This is a genomic window from Pseudomonas sp. FW305-7 (genome assembly GCF_058786735.1).
Window position 1 is genome coordinate 22,406 of record NZ_JBYSZA010000019.1, and the last position, 21,260, is coordinate 43,665.

A 21,260-nucleotide genomic window follows, 5' to 3' on the forward strand; every position below is an offset into this window, starting at 1 on the left:
TTTTGTAATTGTTGACCTCGCACGGTGGTCGAAAATATCGCGCGCAGACCGAGTCATCTGGTAAAAAGCCTTCTTTGTCTGCGCTGCGGTGAAACGTTTAATGTTCCTTCCCTTCATGACTCGACTGCGCCGTCGACGCCTGGCGTTCGCCTGCATGGCCGCGTTGATTATCGGTGTGCCGACGAGCTGTGCCGTGCTGGAACATGCCGAGCGCAAATTGCTGTTTCGCATCGAGCCTGGTACGGCCGGTTGGTACCACGGTTTGCCGGGCAGCGTGCAGGAACTCGATCTGCAACCGAAGAGTTTCAAGGCCGGGCAGAACATCCACGCTTGGTGGTGGCCGGCGGAAAAAGCCAATGCCCCGGCGATTCTTTATCTGCACGGTGTGCGCTGGAACCTCACCGGGCAATTGTTCCGTATCGAGCAATTGCGCGCGGCGGGTTATTCGGTGCTGGCCATCGATTACCGTGGGTTCGGCAAGAGCAAGGGTGATCTGCCCTCGGAAAGCAGCGTTTACGAAGATGCGCGAGTCGCCTGGGAGCGTTTCAAACTGTTGCAGCCGGACCCGAACAAGCGCCTGATCTACGGCCACTCTCTGGGCGGTGCCGTGGCAATCGATCTGGCCGCCGAACTCGGCAAGGATGCTGCCCGTGATCACGCCGCACTCCCCGTGCGTGGGCTGGTGATCGAATCCACATTCACTTCACTGGCAGATGTGACTGCGGCCGTGGCCAATACCTCGCTGCCGGTGCGCTGGCTGCTGTCGCAGAAATTCGATTCCATCGACAAAATCGCCGACATTCATATGCCATTGCTGGTGGTGCACGGTCTGGCCGATGCGTTCGTGCCATCGCGCTTCAGTGAGCAGTTGTTCAACGCCGCGCAACAACCCAAGCGACTGTTGCTGGTACCGGGTGCCACGCACAACAACAGCATGGCACTGGGTGGGCAGAATTATCGCAAGGCGATCGATGCATTGATGCAGAGTAAACCGGCGCCGCGTGTAGCCGGGCCGGCCATGCTGCGCAGCGCGCAGGACTCCTAACGGTAGCCGCGAGCCTGCAAATCGAACAGTTGCGCGTAATGCCCGGCACAGGCGATCAGCTCGTCATGATCGCCCTGCTCCAGAATCCGCCCCTGTTCCAGCACGATGATGTGGTCGGCATTGCGCACGCTGGAAAACCGGTGAGAGATCAGCAAGGTCATGCGCCCTTCGGTGTGTTGACTGAAATGCTCGAACACCGCCGCCTCTGCCGCCGGATCGAGGGCTGAGGTCGGTTCATCAAGAATCAGGATGTCGGCATCACGACGCATGTAGGCCCGGGACAAGGCAATCTTCTGCCATTGCCCGCCAGACAGCTCCTGACCACCGGCAAACCAGCGCCCCAATTGTGTCGCGTAACCTTGGTCGAGGCCTTCGATAAAGGGCGCGGCCATGCCTTCGGCAGCGGCCTCCTTCCAGCGTTGCTGATCGTTGAACGCCAGCGTATCGCCGACGCCGATGTTTTCCCCGACGCTGAATTGATAGCGGATGTAATCCTGAAAAATCACCCCGATGCGCTGACGCAACGTGGTTTCCTGCCAATCCTGCAAGTCACTGCCATCGAGCAGAATCCGCCCTTGATCCGGACGGTAGAGCCGGGTCAGCAACTTGATCAGCGTGGTCTTGCCGGAGCCGTTCTCCCCCACCAGCGCCATGCTTTTCCCCGGCACCAGATGCAGGTCGATGCCTTGCAGTGCCGCGCGACTCGCACCGGGGTAACGGAAGCCGACGTTCTCGAAGCGCAAACCATCGCCCGGTTGCGCGCCGACGGTCAGATGACCGGTGTCGGCGAGTACCGGTTCAGCCAGGTATTCGTAAAGACTCGTCAGGTACAGGCCATCTTCGTACAACCCACTGATCGCGCTCAGACTGCTACTGACTGCGCCCTGCCCTTGCTTGAACAGCACCAGGTACATGGTCATCTGGCCCAGGCTGATATTGCCATGCACAGCATCGATCACCACCCAGGCATAGGCCAGGTAAAACGCCGCTGTACCCAGCAATCCGAGGCCGAAGCCCCAGCCATCGCGGCGCAAGGTCAATCGGCGGTCTTCGGCATAGAGCCTGGCGAACGTGTCGCGATAGCGTTGCAACAACAGCGGCGCGAAACCGAACAGCTTGACCTCTTTGATGTAGGCCTCGTGGGACAGCAGGGTTTCGATGTAATTCTGCTGGCGACTTTCCGGCGCACGCCGGGTGAACAGACGAAAAGCGTCACCGGAAAAATGCGCCTCGGCGAAGAACACCGGCAACGCGCCGACCACCAGCAACACCAGCGCCCACGGCGAAAAGTGCACCAGCAGCACGCCGAAACTGATCAGCATGATCAGGTTCTGGATCAGCCCCAGCGATTTCATGACCAACGCCAGCGGCCGGGTCGAGGCTTCGCGACGCACACGCACCAGTTTGTCGTAGAACTCGGAATTCTCGAATTGCACCAGCGACAGGGTCTGTGCTTTCTCCAGAATCAGCGTGTTGACCTTCTGCCCCAGTTGCACCCGCAAGAGCGACTGCTGCACGGACAGCGCCCGTTGTGTTCCGGACAACAACGCCAACACCCCGGCCTCCAGCAACACATAACGCAACACCGGCCACAATGGCGCCGTACCGTGCTGCGCGTGCAGCTGCATCGCCGCGACCACCGCATCGACAATCCGTTGCCCCAGCCATGCCGCCAGCGCCGGCAGCAGTCCGGCAAACAACGTCGCCAGTACCAGCCCCAGGAACAAGCCGCGCGACGTGCCCCAAACCAGTCGCAAGGCCCGCTGTCCCTGGTCGAGCAATGACGTGAAGCGCGATAGAACAGGCATAGGGCATTGGGCTCGGCAGAGGAAGAGAGTGCGCCATGGTACTCCAGCGCCGCGATTGGATTTCCAGTGTCGGGTATTCCTCGGCATACTGCCGCGCCCGAACACCACGAAAAGGACTGAGTGTGTTATCCCGCGCCAATTTCTTCTGGTTTTACTACCCTGTCTCCTGGCTCGCTGTACTCGCACTGACACTGCACATCGCCTTTTATGACGTGTACCTGATCTCCCCCAGGGATGTCGGCGGCACTTTCATGGGTGGCATGAACGGTCCCCTGTTTGCCTCCGCGTGGATGCTGACCACAGGGGTCCTGCTGTTGAGTCTGTTACTGCGCTTGCCCGGGTCGATACCTGCCTGTATCGCCGCAGGACTTTTGCCACTGGGCATCGGCACCTGGTGGCTGATCAATTATCCGAACGACGCAGAGCAGCAGATCTACAGCATCACCCCGCATGAAATCGGCAGCACAATGTTCATCGGCGCTGCTCTCCTTGCCCTTGGCCTGTTTCTGCGTTCGCGGCTCAGGAACAACCGCCTTGGGTCTCGTCCTGTATTGATCGGCAAAGCCATCGTAGCCACCCTGATCGCCATTGTGTTTATCGGTGCGCCCATCCGGATCGCAATGCAGCTTTCATTGCCCAACTGTGCATTCGACAAGGATGGCCATCAATTGACGATATGTCTGAGTGATGAAGACGAGCGCTTTATTGTCGATTGAATGTCAGAACACTGCGCCGTGCTAAGACGTGCGTTTTTCATGAGAAAAACGTCTGGAAGACTTCGCACTTCCCGGCGTCCAACGCTCTGCTATGTTTTCACCGCCCATCGCGGAACCCGGCGAACGGTCGCCACTCTCCGCGTCTGACCACCGGGAGCAGAGACATGAGAATCAACCCGTACCTGATTTTCAACGGCGACTGCCGCGAAGCCTTCACGTTCTACGAGCAAGCCTTGCAAGGGAAACTTGAGGCCATGATGACCTTCGGCGAAACGCCGGCCGCCGAGCATGTGCCGAAAGAGCATCACCATCTGATCATTCACACGTCACTGCAAGTCGGCGATCAGTCGATCATGGCCTCGGACACTACGCCCGACCGGCCGACTCAGGGCATGAGCGGATGCTCGATTTCACTGAATGTCGACAGCATCGCTGAAGCCGAACGGGTATTTAACGCATTGGCCAAGGACGGGCGCGTCGATATGCCACTGGAAGCAACCTTCTGGGCCGCACGCTTCGGCATGCTGGTAGATCGTTTTGGCGTGTCGTGGATGGTCAATTGCGAAAGTGAAAAATAACGCTGGCGGTTCGTCAGGCATGAAAAAGCCCAACCGGTTCAGGTTGGGCTTTTTGTTCAGCGCTGGGCCAATTCGTGTCTGACGCATTGCTCGTAATAGGTCTGCTTGACCGCCGCCGGTTTGAGCTTCGAGGCGCTGTTGTAGGTCTGCTCGGTAATGCCCATGGCGGTCATGCGCATCCACGGTTGCTGGAATTTGCGCACCTGCAATTGTTTACGCGCACCATACAAAGATATCCCTGACAGCTTGGATTGTTGCGCGCCGGCGGCAATATCCGATCCCCAGGCACAGGCAAAGCGATGGCTTTTGCTTAACTCTTTTGCCTGGACTCCCGAGGCAAGAACAGCCAGGGAAAGCGTTGCAACGGTTATGACAATCGTCCGCATATAGCCAACCTAACCTTTTGAAAAAAGGCGATTTTGCCGACGAAGCACTCACTCGGGGGCCAGCAATTTGCCGCTTTTTGGCAATATTCGGCTACAAAAAAAGGGACAGCGCGATGTCATGATGAAATCCCGCTGTCCCGTTGCATTTGTCAGATCGCACTGACCTCAACCCTTAAACGATCTGGCCCCTCCTCCAGACATTCGACGCTGATCGGCAAAAACTGCTCGATAACGGCGATGTTGCTGTGCAGATGCTCGGTCATGCGCGGCGTGGTAAACGATCCACCACCGGCCAGCGCCATCGGCAACAACAATTGATCAGCGAGGTGTTCGGCCACCGCCGCACCGCTGTGCAACCAGTCCGCCGCCTGGTTGATCGCCGCGTCTGCGACCTTCTCCGCCCGGAGTGAAACCTGACCAAATGCGCTGAACACTTCAGTGACATGCTCAAATGCGTATTCCAGCAACAGCACGTTGCCCGGCCCACGCGCCGGATCGAGCGTGACCTGCTGCAATGCGTCCGCCGGCAGACTCAAACGCCTGGACACTCGATCAAGCTCACGCTCGGCGACAACCGGTGCAAGCCCGGCCGTCAGTGCTGAAGCCCGGGACGAAATGGCCGCGCCTCGCTCACACAAATCCATTCGGACAAGCGCTGACGGCTGCACCCTTGCCTCGATCTCACCGCCCCCTGCCGGTACAAAACCGTGTCGCAGCAGATCCAGCTCAATGTTGGCGCCCATGCGCCGCAGCAATGGCAACCAACTGCGGGTCAGGAAATCCGTCGGCGGTGCCAGCGGATTATGAGTACCGCCGCTGATCCGCACCCGACTCGCCTCGGGTGCGCGCAACAATGCAGGCAACAGCGTTTGCAACACCAGCGTGCAACTTCCAGCCGTGCCAATCGCGAACTGGTAATCGCCGCCGCGAATCGCTCCCGGCTCGAAACTCAATGCCTGCGAACCCAACTCCGCACCCAGGGTCTTGGCGCCACACACCTCGGCCGCCGCCAGCACCGCCGTCAAATGCTGACGCAACAGTCCCGGACGGCTGCGTCTGGCGCGAATCTGCTTAATGCGAAACGCCCGACCTGTCACCATCGACAGGCTCAAGGCACTGCGTAACACCTGACCGCCACCGATGGCGCCGTCCAGTTCAATCACTTCCTGTTTCATTGCAATCCTTATGCGTACAGCCCGACGGTATCCCTGAGGTACTGATCCAGCCGTCGCGAGTTTTCCTGAGTTCTTTTTAATGCAGGCACTTCGCGCTCAAGTTCCGCAGCAATGAACCCGTGCAGCGCCGAACGCCGTGGCCCGTAGGCGCTCTCGTCGGCATTGCGTTTAAGGGCCAGCAGTTCGTCGACTTCATCGAGCAATGCGCGATCATCGACCGTGGTCAGCAGATCGGCGAAGGTCATTGGTGGCCGGCCGCGGCCCTGATCGATCCAGCGCACCGCCAGCAGCGGCCGCAGCACGTAGAAGTACTTTTTGAACCGCACGGTTTCGCCTTGCAGGTAGCCGCGAAAGTTCTTCTTTGCCATCGACAGATAATGGCTACGGGCGGCCGGCGGGCTGTAAAACGCCTCCGCCAGTTCACGCAGTTGCCCCACCGCTGCCGTTTCGCTGCGATACACCAAGGGCGAATCGAGCCACTCCAGCAGCGTCGGATTGGACTTGCGCAGCAACCCGAGGGTCTTGCGCAACTCCCAGCCACTGACATCGAGTTCGTCGTCCAGCGGTCGCTCGATCACGTCGCGCGGGGTGTCGACCTGAACAAACCAGTCAGGCTTCTCCACGTACACAAACCGTACGTCGTAATCACTGTCGGTCGAGGCAAAGCCCCAGGCCCGGCTTCCAGACTCACAGGCATACAACACCGTAACGTTGCGCTCGCGCTCTATGCGCGCCAGCTCTTCCAGCACCCGTGCGCGCATCGTGCTGCACAGCGGGTGGCGCTCTTCGAATTCCATGACATGTTTTCCTTTTAACCTTTGACGCACACCACCTGACGCAGGGTGTGCAGCACTTCCACCAGCTCACGCTGGGCGTGCATGACTTTGTCGATGTCCTTGTAGGCCATCGGAATTTCGTCGATCACCGCTTCATCCTTACGGCACTCCACATGAGCGGTGGCGCGGATCTGATCTTCGACGGTGAAGGTGTTCTTCGCCTTGGTGCGACTCATGGTGCGACCGGCGCCGTGGCTGCAGGAGCTGAACGACTCTTCGTTGCCCAGGCCGCGGACAATGAAACTCTTGGCGCCCATCGAGCCCGGAATAATCCCCAGCTCGCCCTTCTTCGCCGACACCGCACCTTTGCGGGTGACCAGAATGTCTTCGCCGAAATGCCGCTCTTTCTGCACGTAGTTGTGGTGGCAGTTGACCGCCTCCAACGCCACTTCGAACGGTTTGCGGATGATCTGCCGCGTCGCCTGAATCACCGCTCGCATCATCAACTCACGGTTCTGTTTGGCGAAGTCCTGCGCCCAGCCCACTGCCTCCACGTAATCATCAAAGTGCTGACTGCCTTCTTCGAAGTACGCCAGGTCGCGGTCCGGCAGGTTGGCGATGTGCTGACGCATATCCGCCTGGGCCATTTGAATGAACAGGTTGCCGATGGCGTTCCCGACACCGCGTGAACCGCTGTGCAACATGAACCAGACGCGGTTTGCTTCATCCAGGCACACTTCGATGAAGTGGTTGCCGCTGCCCAAAGTGCCCAGATGCCCGCGGTTGTTGGTGTTGGCCAGTTTCGGATATTTGTCGGTGATCAACTTGAACCGTGGTTGCAATGCCGCCCATGCCTGATCGGCCTGCTGCGGAATCTCGTCCCAGGCGCCCTTGTCACGCCGCGAGCGGGTCGAGCTGCGGCCGTGTGGCACCGCTTGCTCGATGGCACTGCGCAGACCGAGCAGATTGTCCGGCAGATCGGCGGCGGTCAGCGACGTACGCGCCGCGATCATGCCGCAACCGATGTCCACGCCGACCGCAGCCGGAATGATCGCGCCAACCGTTGGAATCACGCTGCCGATGGTCGAGCCCTTGCCCAGATGCACGTCCGGCATGACCGCCAGATGCTTGAAGATGAACGGCATCTTCGCGGTGTTCATCAACTGCTCGCGTGCCTCGTTTTCCACCGGGACGCCTTCGGTCCAGAGCTTGATCGGCTTGCCGTTGGCGACTTCGAGCAGTTGGTAGGTATGTTCTTTCATTTCTCTATTCTTTATTCATTGGCCGATCATTCGGCGTTGTTCCGTTTGTCGCAGCGACAAAAACACAGACACTGTGGCTCCGCCTGATTTAAGCCCCCGTTGCCGGGGCGGGATTCGAACCCGCGTTTCCTATGGAGTACCTGTCGCATTCGCTGTCTTCACTACAAATAAGGTGGCACGACAAAAGTGGGTGACTGTTGCGCGTTGCCGCGCTCCGGGATTAACCGGACTCCAATGTACAGCCACCCGGCATTCGTGCCGTCACACGCGCTGACAAGGGTTTGATGAGACGTCTTGGATGTAGTCCCATCAGCATTCAGCGCCTGTGATAAATCAATTCATTGCATATTTTCGATCGCTTCAACCCAATGCTGCGCACCGTAATGACCGCTGGTGAACTGCTCGATCACATCAAACACCGCATCGCTGAAACCGCCGACATTCAAGATGTCGTCGCGATCCGCTGCCTGTGTTGCATGGCCAGGCTGGATATCGATGCACACCAGTAGCGCCTGCGGGTTGATCTGCTTGATCCGCTCCCATTGACGCATCGTCTCACTGGCTCCCCGACGTCGTATGTCGATCCAGGATTCGTTGTCCGATACCAGAATCAGCGTGTCGACCCTGGCCTTACTGTCGGCCAGTTTCGCCAGCGGTGCCGAGCAGTTGGTGCCACCGCCAAAAATACCGGCGAGTTTCTCCGCATTACTGATCACGCTGTCACGCGGGTTGAGCTGGATATCCACCACGCCCACTTCGAACGGCATCACCCGTGCCAGCGGTTGTTTGCGCAATACGGCTGCTGCCACCAGCGCCGCGACATCGATGCAACGCACCACCGAAGTCGCGCCTTGGCGATAACCGGTTGCCGGGCTGCCCATCGAGCCCGAGACATCCGGGCAAACCACCACTGAGCCTTGCAGTTGTGGCACGTTGGCCAACGACAATTCCAGTGCATCCTGCAACGCTTCACGTATCCGCGCTGGAATGTCCTCACCCATCATTCGATAGGCCGCCAGCAACTGGTACGGATACACCCGCGCCTTGGCAACTTCTTGCGGATCCGCCAACCGCGCCGCCACATACTCGACGCAACCTGGCACTTCAAACGCACCGTGGCGAGCCAGAGTGTTGAGGTTGATACGCAGCCCCTGCCAGCCCATGTTGCGAGCCTGAGCGGCCCATTGTTCCTTGCTCAACGTTTCGTTGCCGAGCAACTGGAACGGCACCGCTGGCACTTCTTCAATCGCGCCGCTGCGAAACGCCAGCAGATCGCGGGTCAATTGCGGAAGCGCCTGTACATCCACCGGCTTACCGATCAACCAGGCGAAGAACGCTTCGCGCCAGGCTTCGGCAGGTTTTGGATGAACCATTTTCACGACATCCGCCAACGAAGGCTGATTGCCAATCGATGCTTGCAAGAGTTGGCGTTCAGTCGCGCTGTTCAACCAGTTCTGCACCAATCGCTTCGGCTGCGAACCAAGGGATTTACGCCCGGTGGCACCGCTGCGGAGGATCTGCACAAAGTTGCGCAACATTTTGCCGCTATCGATCACTTGCTCGAAAACCTGTGGCACCAGCATTGAACGCTGAGCGGTCAATGCGGCCAGCAGCAATGCCGGCATGTCTTTCATATGGCCTTTTTTACGAGCGTAAATCGCCGCCTTGGCAACGAAGCTACTGTCCAGTTCGGCCACCAGTTTCAACACTTGGTCCAGTTGGCTTTCAGCAGAAGCGTAAAAGGTCTGGTTGAGGCAACCGGTCACTGCCAATTGAGCCAGTTGATGCCTGGGTGTGTAGGCATAGGCCGAGGCACCGGAGGCATTCAGAGTGTCGCAGGCTGGCAAGTGATTCGATTGCGTATTGAAGAGATTCTGGTTGGCCATCGTGGCATCTCGCTGTGTTGTCCTGTTCGTTGCGATAGGTATTGCAGCCGCTGTGCCAGTTTTGTTTTTGTTTCTTTTATTATTTTTATCTTATTGATTTATAACGGTTTTTATTTTTCATAGCGCTTCTGCCAATTAAATTCGCGACAAACCCATCAACGAAAATCTATCATTGGATATCGTCTTTTATCTTCTGAGATAAACATGCCCAGCAAACGCACAGTCGCCATCGGTTTTATCGGAGCCACCCTTGATCGCGTCGGTAAAGGCGCCAACCGCTGGAGCCACTGGCGACCCAGCGTAGGGTTGTGCCAACAGCCGGATGTGCTGATCAACCGCCTGGAACTGATTCACGGTGTCGATGCCCGCGATATCAGCCTCGCCGAGCGCGTTCGCGCTGATATCCAACAGATCTCCCCGGAAACCGAAGTGCGCCTGCACTCGATGTCGCTGCGTAATCCGTGGGATTTCGAAGAGGTCTACGGTGCACTGCACGACTTCACCACCGCCTACGATTTCGACACCGAGCAGGAGGACTATCTGGTTCACATCACCACCGGCACCCACGTCGCGCAGATTTGCTGGTTCCTGCTGACCGAAGCGCGCTACCTGCCGGCACGCCTGATCCAGACTTCGCCCGCCACACGCAAAAGCGAAGACGAACACGCCACCGGCACTCACGCCCTGATCGACCTCGACCTGTCGCGCTATGATCGCATCGCCTCGCGCTTCGCCAACAAACGCCTGGAAGGCCTCGAGTTCTTGAAGTCGGGCATCGCCACGCGCAATGCCGCATTCAACCGCTCCATCGAACAGATCGAACGCGTGGCGGTGCGCTCTAAAGCGCCGATGCTGCTGATCGGCCCGACCGGCGCCGGCAAATCCTTCCTCGCCCGACGCATCTTCGAACTCAAGCGCAGCCGCCATCAGATGCAGGGCCGCTTTGTCGAAGTGAACTGCGCCACCCTGCGCGGCGACGGCGCAATGTCTGCATTGTTCGGCCACGTCAAAGGCGCATTCACCGGCGCACAAAACGCCCGCGACGGACTGCTGCGGGCGGCCGATGGTGGCATGTTGTTTCTCGATGAAATCGGCGAACTGGGCGCAGACGAACAGGCGATGCTGCTCAAGGCGATTGAAGAAAAACGCTTCTTCCCGCTCGGCTCGGACAAGGAAGTCGACAGCGACTTCCTGATCATCGCCGGCACCCATCGCGACTTGCGCAGCCGGGTTGCTGAAGGCTTGTTCCGCGAGGACCTGTACGCGCGCATCAACCTGTGGACTTTCGACCTTCCCGGTCTCGCGGGACGTCGCGAGGATATCGAGCCGAACATCGATTTCGAGCTGGAGCGCCACGCCCGTGAACATGGGCAACTGGTGCGTTTCAATCTGGAAGCACGCCGTCGTTACCTGGCGTTCGCCAGCTCCAGGGAAGCGGCATGGCTGGGCAATTTTCGCGAACTATCGGCGTCGATCACGCGGATGGCGACGTTGGCTGACAGTGGGCGGATTGATGAAGCGCAAGTGCAGGAAGAAATTGATCGGTTGCGCTACGCATGGGGTCTGGCGCAACCCGCAGGCATTACGGATGAGTTGCCGGGAGATGGCGAGAGCATGGATCTGTTTGATCGCCTGCAATTGAAGGGTGTGCTTGAGGTTTGCCGACAGGCCGACAGCCTGTCAGATGCCGGGCGAAAACTGTTTGGAGTATCGCGACAAGCCAAGGCGCAGCCGAATGATGCCGATCGACTGAGGAAATATCTGACGCGATTCGGGCTCGAGTGGAGCGGCATAATCCAATCGTAATGCCTACCACTCGTCCAGCGCCGAGCACCTTTGCCTTCGGCGCACTTCCAATACGGTACACCCCCTGCGTGGAAGGCTTAGATGATGAACAAGAACATGACCGCCCTATCGCTCGCCAGCCTGCTTATCCTCGGCCCGCTCTACGCCCTGGCAACTGAAAAGACAACAGCGGACTCTGCCGCCCCACCCAATGCTCTGCCTGGCGTCAATCAGTCCAAAAGTTCGCGCGCCAATGATGAGAAGGCCAACAAAAAAGGTGAGGAATCCTCGGGAGGTAATTCCGGGGCACAGCCGCATGAGACAGCAAAGGACGCAGCCACTTCGAGCGATTCGGAGGACATCAAGAAGGAGCCGAAACAGTAGCACTCATTACCGGAAACTGCCGTGCCAGAAGCGTTGCTGACAATTGCCTCTTGCACTTAGAAACATCTGCGCTCAGGCCTTTTTCTTTAGAGCGAAATTGGCATCACTGCCTTGGGCAGTCGTCGATATATTGATACTCGAAGGGAAAAAAGACTGTATCAACCACGAACGAAAACGGCGCGTCGATAAGCAAAAAAGGGATCAACTTTCCATTGGATTCGCCTACCAGCCACCAATCCAATCTCAAGCCGATGTAAGGGCATCGATGCTCGCCGTAATCCAACCGCATCGCAGTTGCCGCACACCCACTTAGACTGGCACTCAAAACCAGAAAAATCACTTTACGCAACACGTAACGTCCTTATCACTCATTCAAAAACTGCGCATCCCGCGACAACAAATAGCCGATGCAATACCACCAAGCGCGGGCTTTGGTGGTTTTTATGCAGGCCCTACAAGCAAGCAGGAACCGCCAGCGTGTCGGCAACCAACGTAAAAGGCAGGTCGATAATGATGAAAGGCCCGATGATTGGCATCAATTCCTTGAACTCGTACTCCGTTCCGTTAAAGCACGAAATAGGGCCATAGGAATTGGCGGCAAACCATGCGCAGCCGTTCAACTGCGAGGTAGCCAAAATCAAGATCAGCTGGCGTAGCACTTAATTTCCTTATTACTTATCCGTTGTGAAACTCGCACTAACTCGCAACTAATAACGAGGGCAAGCTCAGTACCAGCAAAAAGGAAGTGAAACCGTATCGGCCACGAAAGTGAACGGCAAATCAATGAGGACAAGAGGGCCGAGAAACTGCGCGAGCACGTACTCGCCCTTGACGCCGTCATAGCAGTCATAGGGAGGGTTCGTAACAGCCCCAAGCCAAGCGCAACCACTCAGTGGCGAGGCCGCCAGAATCAAGATCAACTTCCGTATCACGTAACTTCCTTATTACTTTTGCGTTGTTTGCCTCAGAGACGCAGGGGCCGGCAAATCAGGCGGCTTTTTAACAGACCGCTGTTAGGCAATCAACATTCTTTTGGCACCACCCGAGCGCTCACTCCGTACCGAATAGCAGTCGGCTTAACGGATGACATCGATGGATATTTCTCCACGAAAGGTATTTGCGATGCTTGGCGCAGGTGTTAAGCGGTTTGCGCAGGCACAAAAAAGCCGATCTATGTGATCGGCTCAAGTGTCTGATTTTACTCAGGAATTATGGTCGGGACTGAGTGATTCGAACACTCGCCCCCTAGCACCCCATGCCAGGGCCTACAGCCACCCAAGTAATTGTTTTATAAGGGAAATTATTCTTTTCATGAATTGCAAAACATCCGTTTTTTGTGCTTTTGCAAACGGTAAACCGTGGGCGGTAGCGGAGGTTTTGCACAGAAAGGTAGTCCACCCAGGCGATCAGGATTGATCGTCTATGCTGGATTGGCCTGGACTGCCCCAGGCTACCAAAAAGGAAATTGAAGATGGCTGATGATCTGAAAAACCGCGGCCCCAAAGATAGAGACCGGGTAAACACTTCCGAGGATTGGGAGTTGAAATACTGGTCGACTAAATTCGGCGTGACAGCGGACCAGCTAAAAGCAGCTGTGAAAGCAGTCGGTCCGATGGTGACCGACGTTCGCAAGAAGCTCGGTAAGTAATGGCGTGACGGCCCCGCGGCCACCGCGGGGCTTTGAGGCGAGGTTAAAGCACCACCATGTCAAGGTGACCACGAAACCCGCGTAAGCCGTTGAGCAATAAGGAAAATATGCAGTTATCGCCAAGCTATAAAAGCAACATATCACCCTATAAGAATCAATAACTTAGCGTTGTATATTCCTACAGAGCTCTTCAATTTTGGCCGGTAAGAACCCCAGCAGCTTTCCGAAGAGTGGCGGCATGCCGCGTCACACCATCCATGCACTTATCGATTTCGGCCTGTGGCAGCCTCAAGCATGAAAACGCATTCTGCTCAATGTCCTTGGACGCCGTGAAAAACGAATACCCCATTCCGACGAATCCCAGGGCGAAGACGAAATAAACCCCATACAACGCTTTTGCCATAACGATGACTCCTCTTTGATTTGTTTCTTGAGGCTATCGCAAAGAATCGGCAAATGCAGTCGAAGTGCGTGCACTTTCCTCCTCCGGTGTTCTGCCGACAATCTCCAATCCAAAACCTTACAGCTCGTCGCCTCACCTTCGACCACCTGCCGCGCCTCGATTACTGTATATCCAAACAGCAAAAAGCAAGACACCTTCCGTGGATCCCTCCGCTATCGAAAGCACCGACGACTGGCTCGGCTGCCCGACGCCGCTCGAAACCTGCCGGCACCAGTTCGCGCTCTACGAAAATGAGTTCGAGGAATTGAACCTTCAACTGCGCCAAGCCAGGGAGCAGATATTCAAACTGGTCGAGATGCACGACACGGCTGCGACGTTGAGCGGCGGCGCTAAGACGCAATAAATCTTTCCGCTCAGATTGCCGAGTTCCTGGCCGCTGGCGGAAAGATCGACGTGCCAGAACCGACCCCGATCAAGTTCACCAGCACCTCCGAGCGGAAGCATCCACCGAGCTTCCAGCGCCCGAAGGTGAAGGACGAAACAACTGCACGCGTTGCGCGAATCCGTGAAATGGCAAAGACGCTGACCCGGAACGAGATCTGCGAGCGGGAAGGAATAGCTTTGGCCCCACTGAAGGCGATCGCCTCAAAGCACGCCATCAAGTTCCAAGTTCCGCAAAAAATCGGAACGGCGCCGAACAAGGTGCCGCCAGATGTGGAAGCGCGATTGGTCTATCAGATCAAGGACTGCGTCGCCGGCGGCATGAACCGCAGCCAGTGCTGCAATGCTCTGGCGATCAGTTACAACATGCTCGATCGGATCGTCCGCGACCACAAGATCGACTATCCAAAGCTGAAGTCCGCATTTCGATGAAACAAACCATCAACCGGGCGGCCACGCGCCGCCGACAGACTTGGCTGGGCTTGCCGGCCAGCGGAATTGAAGAGGTAGGCCATGGCCAAGACTGGAAAAGAACGATCGGCGAAGGCCGCCGAGAAGCGGATCGAGTACGACGAGAAGGAGCTCCGGCACCGGGTCAGGCTCGGCACCCGGCAGAAGCTTGATGAGCTTATGGCCTGGAGCGGCATTGAGGAAATGAGCGAGACGGTGCAGAAACCTCATTCTGAACGCGCACGCACTCGAGCCGACTCTCTCATATCAGGCGATTCAGAGCCCGCGCCACAAAGTGCAGATAAGCGAAAACGTGGCGCGGATGTTTCGGAATGAAAGCTTAGCCGAGATCAAACGCTACCCCGGCGAAGAGATCATCTAGCCGAATTGAGGTGGCGCATACCAACAGCATCGATTCGTAGATGCCGCAGCTGATTAGCCGGCTTCAATTTCAGGGTTTTCTTTCCGCTTTGGCCAAGTACTGATAAGGCCTGTTGCGAATTTCTTGCCCTCTTCCGTAGCCTCTTCAAACGTAGACCATGTTTTTTGGATAGAGCCAGTGGACTGAGCAAAGTTGGTTGGCTTCGCTGTTTCTGCAACATGTACTCGCAGACCAGAGGGTTTTTTTCCTGAATCAAGCCACCCGAAAATTAAAGACACATCGTAGACGCCATCTTTGTAATGGATGTCGCGCGGACGATCTTCGGCCATTTTGATATCTGTCACTTTAAATCTCCTTTGACCCGGCTCCATGCCGGTCACTCGTAATACCCCAACCCAAACCAAATTGCCACCACCGGTCACGGAGGGCGGCGCCTACCCGAGGTAATCACAATGCCAGCTCTCCACAGCGCACTTCACAAGATCGACAAAAAACCCGACGGCTCGTCGGCAGTTTTGTTTCTCGGCGCCACCGAGCAGGTCAAAAGCCAAGCGCGTGACGACCTGATGAACCAGTTCAACGAAAGCTACAACGCCACCACCGGCAAAGGCTGGGGGCTCTTCCACGCTGAATCTGGAGCGTTTCCACTCAGCGGCTGGCTCGCCAAATACCTGGCCGGCAGATCGGACTTCCTCGACTTCAGCATCATCGCCGTCGAGCACCTGACCCGACTGATGGAAGAGCCGAACCTGACCACGGGCGGCCACGCCCTCTTCTGCCACTACCGGCAAGGCCTCACCAACTACCTGATCATTGCCTTGGTGCAAGAAACGGAAGCGGTGACCATGACCGAAGAGCTGCACCTTATGGCGGTCAAGCGCCTGGACCCGAATCACATCCGCCTGGCTGCGCGCATCAACATCAGCGAATGGCAGAACAACCTGCAGTCGAAGCAGTACATCTCGTACGTCAAGGGCAAACAGGGTCGCAAGCTCAACGATTACTTCCGCGACTTCCTCGGCTGCCAGGAAGGAATTGACGGCCCGGGCCAGACGCGAACTCCGCTCAAAGCGTTCAGTGACTTCATTGAGAGCGAAGATCTCGGTGAAGAGTCGGCCCGCGAGAAGACCCATACGCTTGTCAGCCACTCAATGGCCCAGGCCAAGCTTGGCGATCCGATCACCCTCGACGACCTTTCCGAACTGATCAACGAAGACCAGCCGCCGGCATTCGTCGACTTCGTTAAGGCATCTGACTACGGGCTTTCCGACACCCTGCCGCTGGACAAGAAGACCCTCAACAAATTCCGGCGATTCACCGGCCGGGCCGAGGGACTGACGATCAGCTTCGAGCAGCACCTGCTCGCTTCGAAGATTGAGTTCGACGAAGCTGGCGGCACGTTGACTCCGAGAGGCCTGCCAACCCAGCTCAGAGACCAACTCAAGCGCGCATCTGCTTAGATCTTGCTTGTCTGAAGCCCTTGAAAGTCTATTGGCCCAGTATCAAAGAATAGCGCTCCACCCAGGCCATTTACCTTGCGGCGAATGGCTTCAGGGATCTGGATGCCGAAGTGGATCGTGTACTCGTCGCTTCCATCCTTCTTCTGGATGCTGGTGACGTACTCAGCCACTTCGTCCGGCGACAACCCAATCGCATCACCAAGAATTCTGTTTCGGCGAACTTGCGACGATTCTTCCGATTGATTGCTCATGACTCGATCCTTCAGTGAGATTGAGCCAAGAGCGTAGCCCAGTTCAATAAATTCAACCCGCCACCTCCATCCGGTCACGAAGGGCGGCGCCTGACTGGAGATAATCCATGAATCACAACTGCACATACGTGCGGCAGCACTATCAGATGCCCGCCGAAATTGGCCGCCGCGTCATAGCCTACGGGAAGCCCGGGATAATCCTGGCAGATCGCGGGCACTACATCGGCGTGGTACTTGACGAAGACCCGAAGAAGCGGATCAACAACCACCACCCAACCCACGAAATGCAATACGGCGAAATGGCCGAAACGTTGCCGCTCAAGGAGTGGCTGGCACTACCGTTCAAGCATGACTGGGACGATCTCGATTGGAGCCGGGAAGCCCGCGAAGACCTGGTCAGGGTATGGGCAGCCACTCGCAGCCAGGCCAAATACAAGGCTTACGAGCGGTTTCAGGATTACTGCCATAACATCAAGGCGATGCTGCACTTCAAAGTTCGGCGCGCCTGACCTTCCTCATTTACAGCTCTACTTCAGGTAGCGACAACCTTGAAGAGGCTAAGCAGGTAATCGCCAAATCCATTAGTCAAAGTCCCAAAGACGATCACATATACTTCAACCCACTTAGCGCGATCAACTTGATCTCTTTTGAATTCTACAAATTTTTCGCGAAATTTTTAGCAACTGCCTGCTCAAGTTTTACTTGATATCCTGCTGGCATTTGCCCGCCAAAAAAATCACGATTGTGTTGTACTACTTCCTCAAGGATTTTTGGATAGTTTCCCTGCAAGTCAATCAAGTCTGAGATTTTGATTGTGGCCGCCATCACTCCGACCACAATAATCAAAGATCCAAACCTATTGAGCCAAACGGAATCCCAAAAATAGCCTAGCGCAAAACCAACTACAAACAGCGAGGTCGCTATTCCTGCCGCCCATCACTCTAATGGTGTCATTCGTACATTCATTGCAATTTCGCTCGAGTTATTGTCCAAAAAATCTACCTCACTTCTACGAATCACGCCAGCCGGCGAGGCCCCCCCTATGGAAATCGAATACGGCTCGGTGTGCTCCGGCATCGAGGCGGCAACACTTGCATGGAAGCCGCTCGGCATGCGCGCAACCTGGTTCGCTGAAAGTGAAATGGGCCTCTCCTCCCCAGAAGCCCAACGTATCAACCAAAACTAAAAAACACTATTGCTTGTCATCCTGGCCAAAGCCGGAGCAATGCAGCAATCAAAGCCAATAAAGCGATCAAAACATCAAGACATTCACATACCTGCGCCATCCGACACCTCAATAGTTGTTTGGACTTCTTGCGTAGGGAGATGGCGAACGCGAACACATAAATTCATTCAGCCGGTTGGAAATGCCCGGTGGGATCCCGCATGCTCACCGCAATTGACTTGTTTTCTGGTTTCGGCGGTTGGACGCGTGGCGGCAAGGATGCCGGCCTCAATGTTCTCTGGGCTGCCAACCGCTGGCCCGAGGCGGTCGAGTGGCACACCCGCAACAATCCGGAGACGATTCACGCCTGCCAATATCTGCACCAGGCGAACTGGGCCGACGTACCGAAGCACGATGTAATGCTCGCCTCTCCCTGCTGCCAAGGGCACACAAAGGCTCGCGGCAAGGCTGCCGGCAACCCTCAGCACGACAACTCTCGCTTGACAGCCTGGGCGCCGGTACAAAACGCTGAGGTCAATCGACCGGAGTTCGCCGTAATCGAGAATGTACCGGAGTTCATGGACTGGATTTTGTATCCGGCTTGGGCCGACGCCATGCAGCGCCTGGGTTACGCACTGGCACCGCACATCGTGGACTGCGCCGATCTTGGTGTCCCGCAACACCGCGTGCGCCTGTTCATGGTCTGCTCGCGTAGCAAAGCGCCTCTACATCTACAGCTCCCCCGCTACCAGTATGTGCCCGCCCGCGAGATTATTGACTTCGGCGCGGGCAAGTGGTCGCCGACCAACAAGCCAGGCCGTGCTGCGTCGACGCTGACCCGTGTGAAGAATGGTCGCTAGCGCTTCGGCGATCGTTTCGTGATGCCCTATTACGGTTCGGGTTCTGGCCTCACTGGGCGCAGCCTTGATCGACCGATCGGCACCATCACCACGCTGGACCGCTGGGCAGTGGTCGACGGTGACATGATGCGCATGATCAGCGCTGACGAGGCTATGGCCGCACAATCATTCCTGAAGGACACGCTGCGCCCGAACAACCACAAGCTGACCATGCACATGACCGGCAACGCAGTACCGCCGCTGGCTGGGCAAAGAATTATTGAAGCGCTCATGGAAGCGGCGTAAGGCAAAAACTTTGGAAATCAACGCAATGAAATGCCAACCCCGCAATTCCGCACGCCAACTGCACTGAAAGTGGTCCAGTTTTTTCCGTCTTGCGAAATATGCAACGACTCTTGATCTCCCCGCAGAAAATAGCCTTCGAAATTCATGTCTATTCTCTGGATGAAAATCGCATGCGGAGGTGCCACTCTGATTTGCAGAGCTATGTCTCCTGGCCCTCTGCGTATGGTTATTTGAGGTCCGACCACGTCTACATCCCAGCTTTCATCCCCCGCAAACCATTCGTTCTCTACAATTTTTAGCGTGGTTGCACCACTCGAATCTGCGAGAAAACCTGAAAGGAGAACCGGGCCACCAACTTCTTTTGGCGGTGAGAACGAGAGTAGGGGGATTCCCGAAATTTGAATGAGCACGTCACAGTTGTAAAAAGTCACGCCTGCAAATGTAACCTCTACAGGCTCCGGACCAAAATCAAACAACTCCGAAGCAAAACCATCTTCCTTGCACTTCGGTTTAAGATTTGCCCTGGTAACCGTTTCCACAGACAAGGTGCCGCGTGCCCTCTTCTGATTGCACTGCATGCAAAGAAGGGTCATTCCTTCGGGATTGTGAGCTTTAGCTTCCTTGAATTCTGGGTCGAAATGCTCGTAGTCATAATAGGCAAGACCGCAAATTACGCATCCAAAACCACATCGACTGCGTATCTCACGCTTTACGGCTGCTGGGACAGTGCGGCGAAGTCCATGCTTGTTTATGTGAACCATGATTTCTATCTCTAGTTAATCGCTCAACTGTAGCTGATCCCCCACCCCCTCCAACGCCCGGGCATGCCCCAGCATAGGACGCCCCATGCCCACAGAAAACCAACCGGCCGAGCCGCTGAAGGTTGAGCGCTCGACCGTGACGAAGCTGGTAATCACCGGCGCGCCGAACCTCGACCCAATCACCGTGTTCCTCGAAGACTTGGCGCCATGCAAAGGGAAGATCACCGTCAGTTGCTGGGGTAAGAGCTGGACGGCCTACTGGAGAAGCATGTGGGACGGCCTGAACATTGCCCAGTTCTTTTGCGAGCTAAACACCAGCTACATCATTGGCTACTTCGATCAGAAGATCGCCGGACACGCTAGCGAAACCATGACCAAAAACTACCAGAAGGACCACGCCGAGATCGTCTGGTCGGAGGCAATTCCAGACCTGAATATCAACGAAATCACCGGGTAGTTTTGCGCAAGTTTTGCGCGGATTTTGCGCAGGCACAAAAAAGCCGATCTATTTGATCGGCTCAAGTGTCTGATTTTACTCAGGAATAATGGTCGGGACGGAGTGATTCGAACACTCGACCCCTAGCACCCCATGCTAGTGCGCTACCGGACTGCGCTACGCCCCGACTGATGTTGCATTTCGCTCTTCACCTCTAAGAGCGCTCAAGAATATATCGCAAGCTTTTGAAAACTGGAAGTATTCAAACGCAGCTTTTTATTTCTTGAGTACCACCAGCACATCTTCGAGCTCGGCGATCATCTGGCGGATCATTTGCTTGTATTGGGTGGTGTCGTCTTTGGCTTCATCGCCGGACAGACGCAAACGTGCGCCGCCGATGGTAAAACCCTGATCGTAAAGGAGCGCGCGGATCTGCCGGATCATCAGCACGTCCTGGCGCTGATAATACCGACGGTTTCCGCGGCGTTTGACGGGGTTGAGTTGAGGAAACTCCTGCTCCCAGTAGCGCAGCACGTGTGGCTTTACGGCACACAGCTCGCTGACTTCACCAATGGTGAAGTAGCGTTTGCCCGGGATGACGGGTAGTTCGTCGTTATGACTTGGTTCCAGCATAAGCCTCAACTCGGGCCTTCAACTTCTGCCCTGGACGAAAGGTGACCACACGGCGAGCCGTGATCGGGATTTCTTCCCCCGTTTTCGGGTTGCGGCCAGGCCGCTGGCGTTTGTCCCGAAGGTCGAAATTGCCGAAACCGGACAATTTGACCTGCTCGTTGTCTTCAAGAGCGTGCCTGATTTCCTCGAAAAACAGTTCGACCAATTCCTTGGCTTCCCGCTTGTTCAGGCCCAGCTCTTCATACAGACGTTCCGCCATCTCAGCTTTCGTCAAAGCCCCCATA

28 protein-coding genes, 1 tRNA gene and 2 pseudogenes are annotated in these 21,260 nt (G+C 56.4%); 14 read left to right on the forward strand and 17 right to left on the reverse strand.

Translation table 11 applies throughout. The features are described from left to right. The first annotated feature begins 100 nt into the window (after positions 1-100). Positions 101-1,045, forward strand: coding sequence for an alpha/beta hydrolase (locus tag AC3WMT_RS21005; protein WP_103304916.1), 945 nt, complete (start codon positions 101-103; stop codon positions 1,043-1,045). On the opposite strand, the gene AC3WMT_RS21010 is transcribed toward AC3WMT_RS21005, so the two are convergent. Beyond that, positions 1,042-2,853, reverse strand: coding sequence for an ABC transporter ATP-binding protein (locus AC3WMT_RS21010; RefSeq protein ID WP_103304915.1), 1,812 nt, complete (start codon positions 2,851-2,853; stop codon positions 1,042-1,044). The genes AC3WMT_RS21005 and AC3WMT_RS21010 overlap by 4 nt on opposite strands. Positions 2,854-2,888: 35 nt before the next feature. On the opposite strand from AC3WMT_RS21010, the gene AC3WMT_RS21015 reads away from it, so the two are divergent. Further along, positions 2,889-3,569, forward strand: coding sequence for a hypothetical protein (locus AC3WMT_RS21015; protein ID WP_103304914.1), 681 nt, complete (start codon positions 2,889-2,891; stop codon positions 3,567-3,569). Positions 3,570-3,733: 164 nt separating this feature from the next. Beyond that, positions 3,734-4,147, forward strand: a complete 414-nt coding sequence (locus tag AC3WMT_RS21020; RefSeq protein ID WP_103304913.1) for a VOC family protein — start codon at positions 3,734-3,736, stop codon at positions 4,145-4,147. 56 nt (positions 4,148-4,203) lie between these two features. On the opposite strand, the gene AC3WMT_RS21025 is transcribed toward AC3WMT_RS21020, so the two are convergent. The 5 genes from AC3WMT_RS21025 to AC3WMT_RS21045 all read right to left on the reverse strand — a co-directional run bounded on the left by AC3WMT_RS21025 (position 4,204) and on the right by AC3WMT_RS21045 (position 9,632). Beyond that, complete coding sequence (locus tag AC3WMT_RS21025) at positions 4,204-4,533, reverse strand: hypothetical protein (RefSeq protein WP_103304912.1); 330 nt, start codon at positions 4,531-4,533, stop codon at positions 4,204-4,206. Between the two features lie 149 nt (positions 4,534-4,682). After that, a complete protein-coding gene (gene rtcA / locus AC3WMT_RS21030) occupies positions 4,683-5,708 on the reverse strand; it encodes an RNA 3'-terminal phosphate cyclase (RefSeq protein ID WP_103304911.1) in 1,026 nt (341 codons plus the stop codon). Between the two features lie 8 nt (positions 5,709-5,716). Continuing rightward, positions 5,717-6,505: a nucleotidyltransferase domain-containing protein gene (locus AC3WMT_RS21035; protein ID WP_103304910.1), complete on the reverse strand. Its 789-nt coding sequence runs from the start codon at positions 6,503-6,505 to the stop codon at positions 5,717-5,719. A gap of 14 nt (positions 6,506-6,519) precedes the next feature. After that, positions 6,520-7,746 carry an RtcB family protein gene (locus tag AC3WMT_RS21040; protein ID WP_103304909.1) on the reverse strand — a complete coding sequence of 409 codons (1,227 nt, stop codon included), beginning with the start codon at positions 7,744-7,746 and terminating at the stop codon, positions 6,520-6,522. Between the two features lie 338 nt (positions 7,747-8,084). After that, the gene (locus AC3WMT_RS21045; RefSeq protein WP_103304908.1) at positions 8,085-9,632 is read right to left on the reverse strand and encodes a TROVE domain-containing protein; all 1,548 of its coding nucleotides are present in this window, start codon (positions 9,630-9,632) and stop codon (positions 8,085-8,087) included. A gap of 204 nt (positions 9,633-9,836) precedes the next feature. Between AC3WMT_RS21045 and rtcR the strand changes: the two genes are divergently transcribed. After that, positions 9,837-11,438: an RNA repair transcriptional activator RtcR gene (gene rtcR / locus AC3WMT_RS21050; protein WP_103304907.1), complete on the forward strand. Its 1,602-nt coding sequence runs from the start codon at positions 9,837-9,839 to the stop codon at positions 11,436-11,438. A gap of 84 nt (positions 11,439-11,522) precedes the next feature. Continuing rightward, positions 11,523-11,801, forward strand: a complete 279-nt coding sequence (locus AC3WMT_RS21055) for a hypothetical protein (RefSeq protein ID WP_103304940.1) — start codon at positions 11,523-11,525, stop codon at positions 11,799-11,801. 103 nt (positions 11,802-11,904) lie between these two features. On the opposite strand, the gene AC3WMT_RS21060 is transcribed toward AC3WMT_RS21055, so the two are convergent. From AC3WMT_RS21060 to AC3WMT_RS21070, 3 genes are all read right to left on the reverse strand, one after another. Next, positions 11,905-12,153, reverse strand: coding sequence for a YceK/YidQ family lipoprotein (locus AC3WMT_RS21060; protein ID WP_103304906.1), 249 nt, complete (start codon positions 12,151-12,153; stop codon positions 11,905-11,907). A gap of 100 nt (positions 12,154-12,253) precedes the next feature. After that, positions 12,254-12,460, reverse strand: a complete 207-nt coding sequence (locus tag AC3WMT_RS21065) for a YceK/YidQ family lipoprotein (protein WP_249412114.1) — start codon at positions 12,458-12,460, stop codon at positions 12,254-12,256. Between the two features lie 66 nt (positions 12,461-12,526). Beyond that, complete coding sequence (locus AC3WMT_RS21070; protein WP_103304905.1) at positions 12,527-12,733, reverse strand: YceK/YidQ family lipoprotein; 207 nt, start codon at positions 12,731-12,733, stop codon at positions 12,527-12,529. Positions 12,734-13,272: 539 nt separating this feature from the next. On the opposite strand from AC3WMT_RS21070, the gene AC3WMT_RS21075 reads away from it, so the two are divergent. Further along, entirely contained in the window at positions 13,273-13,449 is a 177-nt protein-coding gene (locus tag AC3WMT_RS21075) for a DUF3606 domain-containing protein (protein WP_008076910.1), read from the forward strand. A 190-nt stretch (positions 13,450-13,639) separates the two neighbouring features. On the opposite strand, the gene AC3WMT_RS21080 is transcribed toward AC3WMT_RS21075, so the two are convergent. Beyond that, entirely contained in the window at positions 13,640-13,852 is a 213-nt protein-coding gene (locus tag AC3WMT_RS21080) for a hypothetical protein (protein WP_103304904.1), read from the reverse strand. 199 nt (positions 13,853-14,051) lie between these two features. On the opposite strand from AC3WMT_RS21080, the gene AC3WMT_RS21085 reads away from it, so the two are divergent. From AC3WMT_RS21085 to AC3WMT_RS21095, 3 genes and pseudogenes are all read left to right on the forward strand, one after another. Next, positions 14,052-14,255: a hypothetical protein gene (locus tag AC3WMT_RS21085; RefSeq protein WP_103304903.1), complete on the forward strand. Its 204-nt coding sequence runs from the start codon at positions 14,052-14,054 to the stop codon at positions 14,253-14,255. 50 nt (positions 14,256-14,305) lie between these two features. Then, a complete protein-coding gene (locus AC3WMT_RS21090; RefSeq protein ID WP_103304902.1) occupies positions 14,306-14,725 on the forward strand; it encodes a hypothetical protein in 420 nt (139 codons plus the stop codon). Between the two features lie 81 nt (positions 14,726-14,806). Next, positions 14,807-15,125: pseudogene (locus AC3WMT_RS21095) on the forward strand (hypothetical protein). A gap of 53 nt (positions 15,126-15,178) precedes the next feature. Here the strand turns inward: AC3WMT_RS21095 and AC3WMT_RS21100 are convergent. Then, a complete protein-coding gene (locus tag AC3WMT_RS21100; protein WP_103304901.1) occupies positions 15,179-15,469 on the reverse strand; it encodes a hypothetical protein in 291 nt (96 codons plus the stop codon). A 108-nt stretch (positions 15,470-15,577) separates the two neighbouring features. Here AC3WMT_RS21100 and yejK point away from each other — a divergent pair, with 108 nt between their 5' ends. Further along, positions 15,578-16,585 (forward strand): nucleoid-associated protein YejK, encoded by a 1,008-nt coding sequence (yejK, locus tag AC3WMT_RS21105; RefSeq protein ID WP_103304900.1) that lies wholly within the window; start codon positions 15,578-15,580, stop codon positions 16,583-16,585. Here the strand turns inward: yejK and AC3WMT_RS21110 are convergent. Continuing rightward, positions 16,582-16,836 (reverse strand): hypothetical protein, encoded by a 255-nt coding sequence (locus AC3WMT_RS21110; protein WP_103304899.1) that lies wholly within the window; start codon positions 16,834-16,836, stop codon positions 16,582-16,584. The two genes, yejK and AC3WMT_RS21110, sit on opposite strands and share 4 nt — an antisense overlap. A gap of 107 nt (positions 16,837-16,943) precedes the next feature. Between AC3WMT_RS21110 and AC3WMT_RS21115 the strand changes: the two genes are divergently transcribed. After that, on the forward strand, positions 16,944-17,345 hold the full coding sequence (locus AC3WMT_RS21115) for a hypothetical protein (protein WP_103304898.1): 402 nt from the start codon (positions 16,944-16,946) through the stop codon (positions 17,343-17,345). Between the two features lie 145 nt (positions 17,346-17,490). Here the strand turns inward: AC3WMT_RS21115 and AC3WMT_RS21120 are convergent, their stop codons facing one another. Next, positions 17,491-17,661 (reverse strand): hypothetical protein, encoded by a 171-nt coding sequence (locus AC3WMT_RS21120; protein WP_158249176.1) that lies wholly within the window; start codon positions 17,659-17,661, stop codon positions 17,491-17,493. 217 nt (positions 17,662-17,878) lie between these two features. Here AC3WMT_RS21120 and AC3WMT_RS21125 point away from each other — a divergent pair, with 217 nt between their 5' ends. Then, complete coding sequence (locus tag AC3WMT_RS21125) at positions 17,879-18,022, forward strand: hypothetical protein (RefSeq protein ID WP_218276680.1); 144 nt, start codon at positions 17,879-17,881, stop codon at positions 18,020-18,022. Between the two features lie 200 nt (positions 18,023-18,222). After that, positions 18,223-19,146: pseudogene (locus tag AC3WMT_RS21130) on the forward strand (DNA cytosine methyltransferase). A 17-nt stretch (positions 19,147-19,163) separates the two neighbouring features. Here AC3WMT_RS21130 and AC3WMT_RS21135 read toward each other — a convergent pair. Next, positions 19,164-19,907 carry a hypothetical protein gene (locus tag AC3WMT_RS21135; protein WP_103304897.1) on the reverse strand — a complete coding sequence of 248 codons (744 nt, stop codon included), beginning with the start codon at positions 19,905-19,907 and terminating at the stop codon, positions 19,164-19,166. Positions 19,908-19,992: 85 nt separating this feature from the next. On the opposite strand from AC3WMT_RS21135, the gene AC3WMT_RS21140 reads away from it, so the two are divergent. After that, entirely contained in the window at positions 19,993-20,364 is a 372-nt protein-coding gene (locus tag AC3WMT_RS21140) for a phiTE_072 family protein (RefSeq protein WP_103304896.1), read from the forward strand. 89 nt (positions 20,365-20,453) lie between these two features. On the opposite strand, the gene AC3WMT_RS21145 is transcribed toward AC3WMT_RS21140, so the two are convergent. The 3 genes from AC3WMT_RS21145 to ihfA all read right to left on the reverse strand — a co-directional run bounded on the left by AC3WMT_RS21145 (position 20,454) and on the right by ihfA (position 21,259). Then, positions 20,454-20,530: transfer RNA gene (locus AC3WMT_RS21145), tRNA-Pro, on the reverse strand. An 89-nt stretch (positions 20,531-20,619) separates the two neighbouring features. Continuing rightward, entirely contained in the window at positions 20,620-20,976 is a 357-nt protein-coding gene (locus AC3WMT_RS21150) for a MerR family transcriptional regulator (RefSeq protein ID WP_003179985.1), read from the reverse strand. Beyond that, positions 20,957-21,259 carry an integration host factor subunit alpha gene (gene ihfA / locus AC3WMT_RS21155; RefSeq protein ID WP_002553164.1) on the reverse strand — a complete coding sequence of 101 codons (303 nt, stop codon included), beginning with the start codon at positions 21,257-21,259 and terminating at the stop codon, positions 20,957-20,959. Before ihfA ends, AC3WMT_RS21150 begins: the two co-directional genes overlap by 20 nt. Position 21,260 lies beyond the last annotated feature (1 nt).

Coding starts and splice junctions, on each gene's coding strand:
- AC3WMT_RS21110 (WP_103304899.1), bottom strand. CDS start 16,836: ATGAGCAATCAATCGGAAGAATCGTCGCAAGTTCGCCGAAACAGAATT.
- AC3WMT_RS21075 (WP_008076910.1), top strand. CDS start 13,273: ATGGCTGATGATCTGAAAAACCGCGGCCCCAAAGATAGAGACCGGGTA.
- AC3WMT_RS21115 (WP_103304898.1), top strand. CDS start 16,944: ATGAATCACAACTGCACATACGTGCGGCAGCACTATCAGATGCCCGCC.
- rtcA (WP_103304911.1), bottom strand. CDS start 5,708: ATGAAACAGGAAGTGATTGAACTGGACGGCGCCATCGGTGGCGGTCAG.
- AC3WMT_RS21150 (WP_003179985.1), bottom strand. CDS start 20,976: ATGCTGGAACCAAGTCATAACGACGAACTACCCGTCATCCCGGGCAAA.
- AC3WMT_RS21020 (WP_103304913.1), top strand. CDS start 3,734: ATGAGAATCAACCCGTACCTGATTTTCAACGGCGACTGCCGCGAAGCC.
- AC3WMT_RS21010 (WP_103304915.1), bottom strand. CDS start 2,853: ATGCCTGTTCTATCGCGCTTCACGTCATTGCTCGACCAGGGACAGCGG.
- ihfA (WP_002553164.1), bottom strand. CDS start 21,259: ATGGGGGCTTTGACGAAAGCTGAGATGGCGGAACGTCTGTATGAAGAG.
- rtcR (WP_103304907.1), top strand. CDS start 9,837: ATGCCCAGCAAACGCACAGTCGCCATCGGTTTTATCGGAGCCACCCTT.
- AC3WMT_RS21035 (WP_103304910.1), bottom strand. CDS start 6,505: ATGGAATTCGAAGAGCGCCACCCGCTGTGCAGCACGATGCGCGCACGG.
- AC3WMT_RS21140 (WP_103304896.1), top strand. CDS start 19,993: ATGCCCACAGAAAACCAACCGGCCGAGCCGCTGAAGGTTGAGCGCTCG.
- AC3WMT_RS21055 (WP_103304940.1), top strand. CDS start 11,523: ATGAACAAGAACATGACCGCCCTATCGCTCGCCAGCCTGCTTATCCTC.
- AC3WMT_RS21045 (WP_103304908.1), bottom strand. CDS start 9,632: ATGGCCAACCAGAATCTCTTCAATACGCAATCGAATCACTTGCCAGCC.
- AC3WMT_RS21015 (WP_103304914.1), top strand. CDS start 2,889: ATGGTACTCCAGCGCCGCGATTGGATTTCCAGTGTCGGGTATTCCTCG.
- yejK (WP_103304900.1), top strand. CDS start 15,578: ATGCCAGCTCTCCACAGCGCACTTCACAAGATCGACAAAAAACCCGAC.
- AC3WMT_RS21125 (WP_218276680.1), top strand. CDS start 17,879: ATGGAAATCGAATACGGCTCGGTGTGCTCCGGCATCGAGGCGGCAACA.
- AC3WMT_RS21135 (WP_103304897.1), bottom strand. CDS start 19,907: ATGGTTCACATAAACAAGCATGGACTTCGCCGCACTGTCCCAGCAGCC.
- AC3WMT_RS21080 (WP_103304904.1), bottom strand. CDS start 13,852: ATGGCAAAAGCGTTGTATGGGGTTTATTTCGTCTTCGCCCTGGGATTC.
- AC3WMT_RS21120 (WP_158249176.1), bottom strand. CDS start 17,661: ATGGCGGCCACAATCAAAATCTCAGACTTGATTGACTTGCAGGGAAAC.
- AC3WMT_RS21025 (WP_103304912.1), bottom strand. CDS start 4,533: ATGCGGACGATTGTCATAACCGTTGCAACGCTTTCCCTGGCTGTTCTT.
- AC3WMT_RS21040 (WP_103304909.1), bottom strand. CDS start 7,746: ATGAAAGAACATACCTACCAACTGCTCGAAGTCGCCAACGGCAAGCCG.
- AC3WMT_RS21005 (WP_103304916.1), top strand. CDS start 101: ATGTTCCTTCCCTTCATGACTCGACTGCGCCGTCGACGCCTGGCGTTC.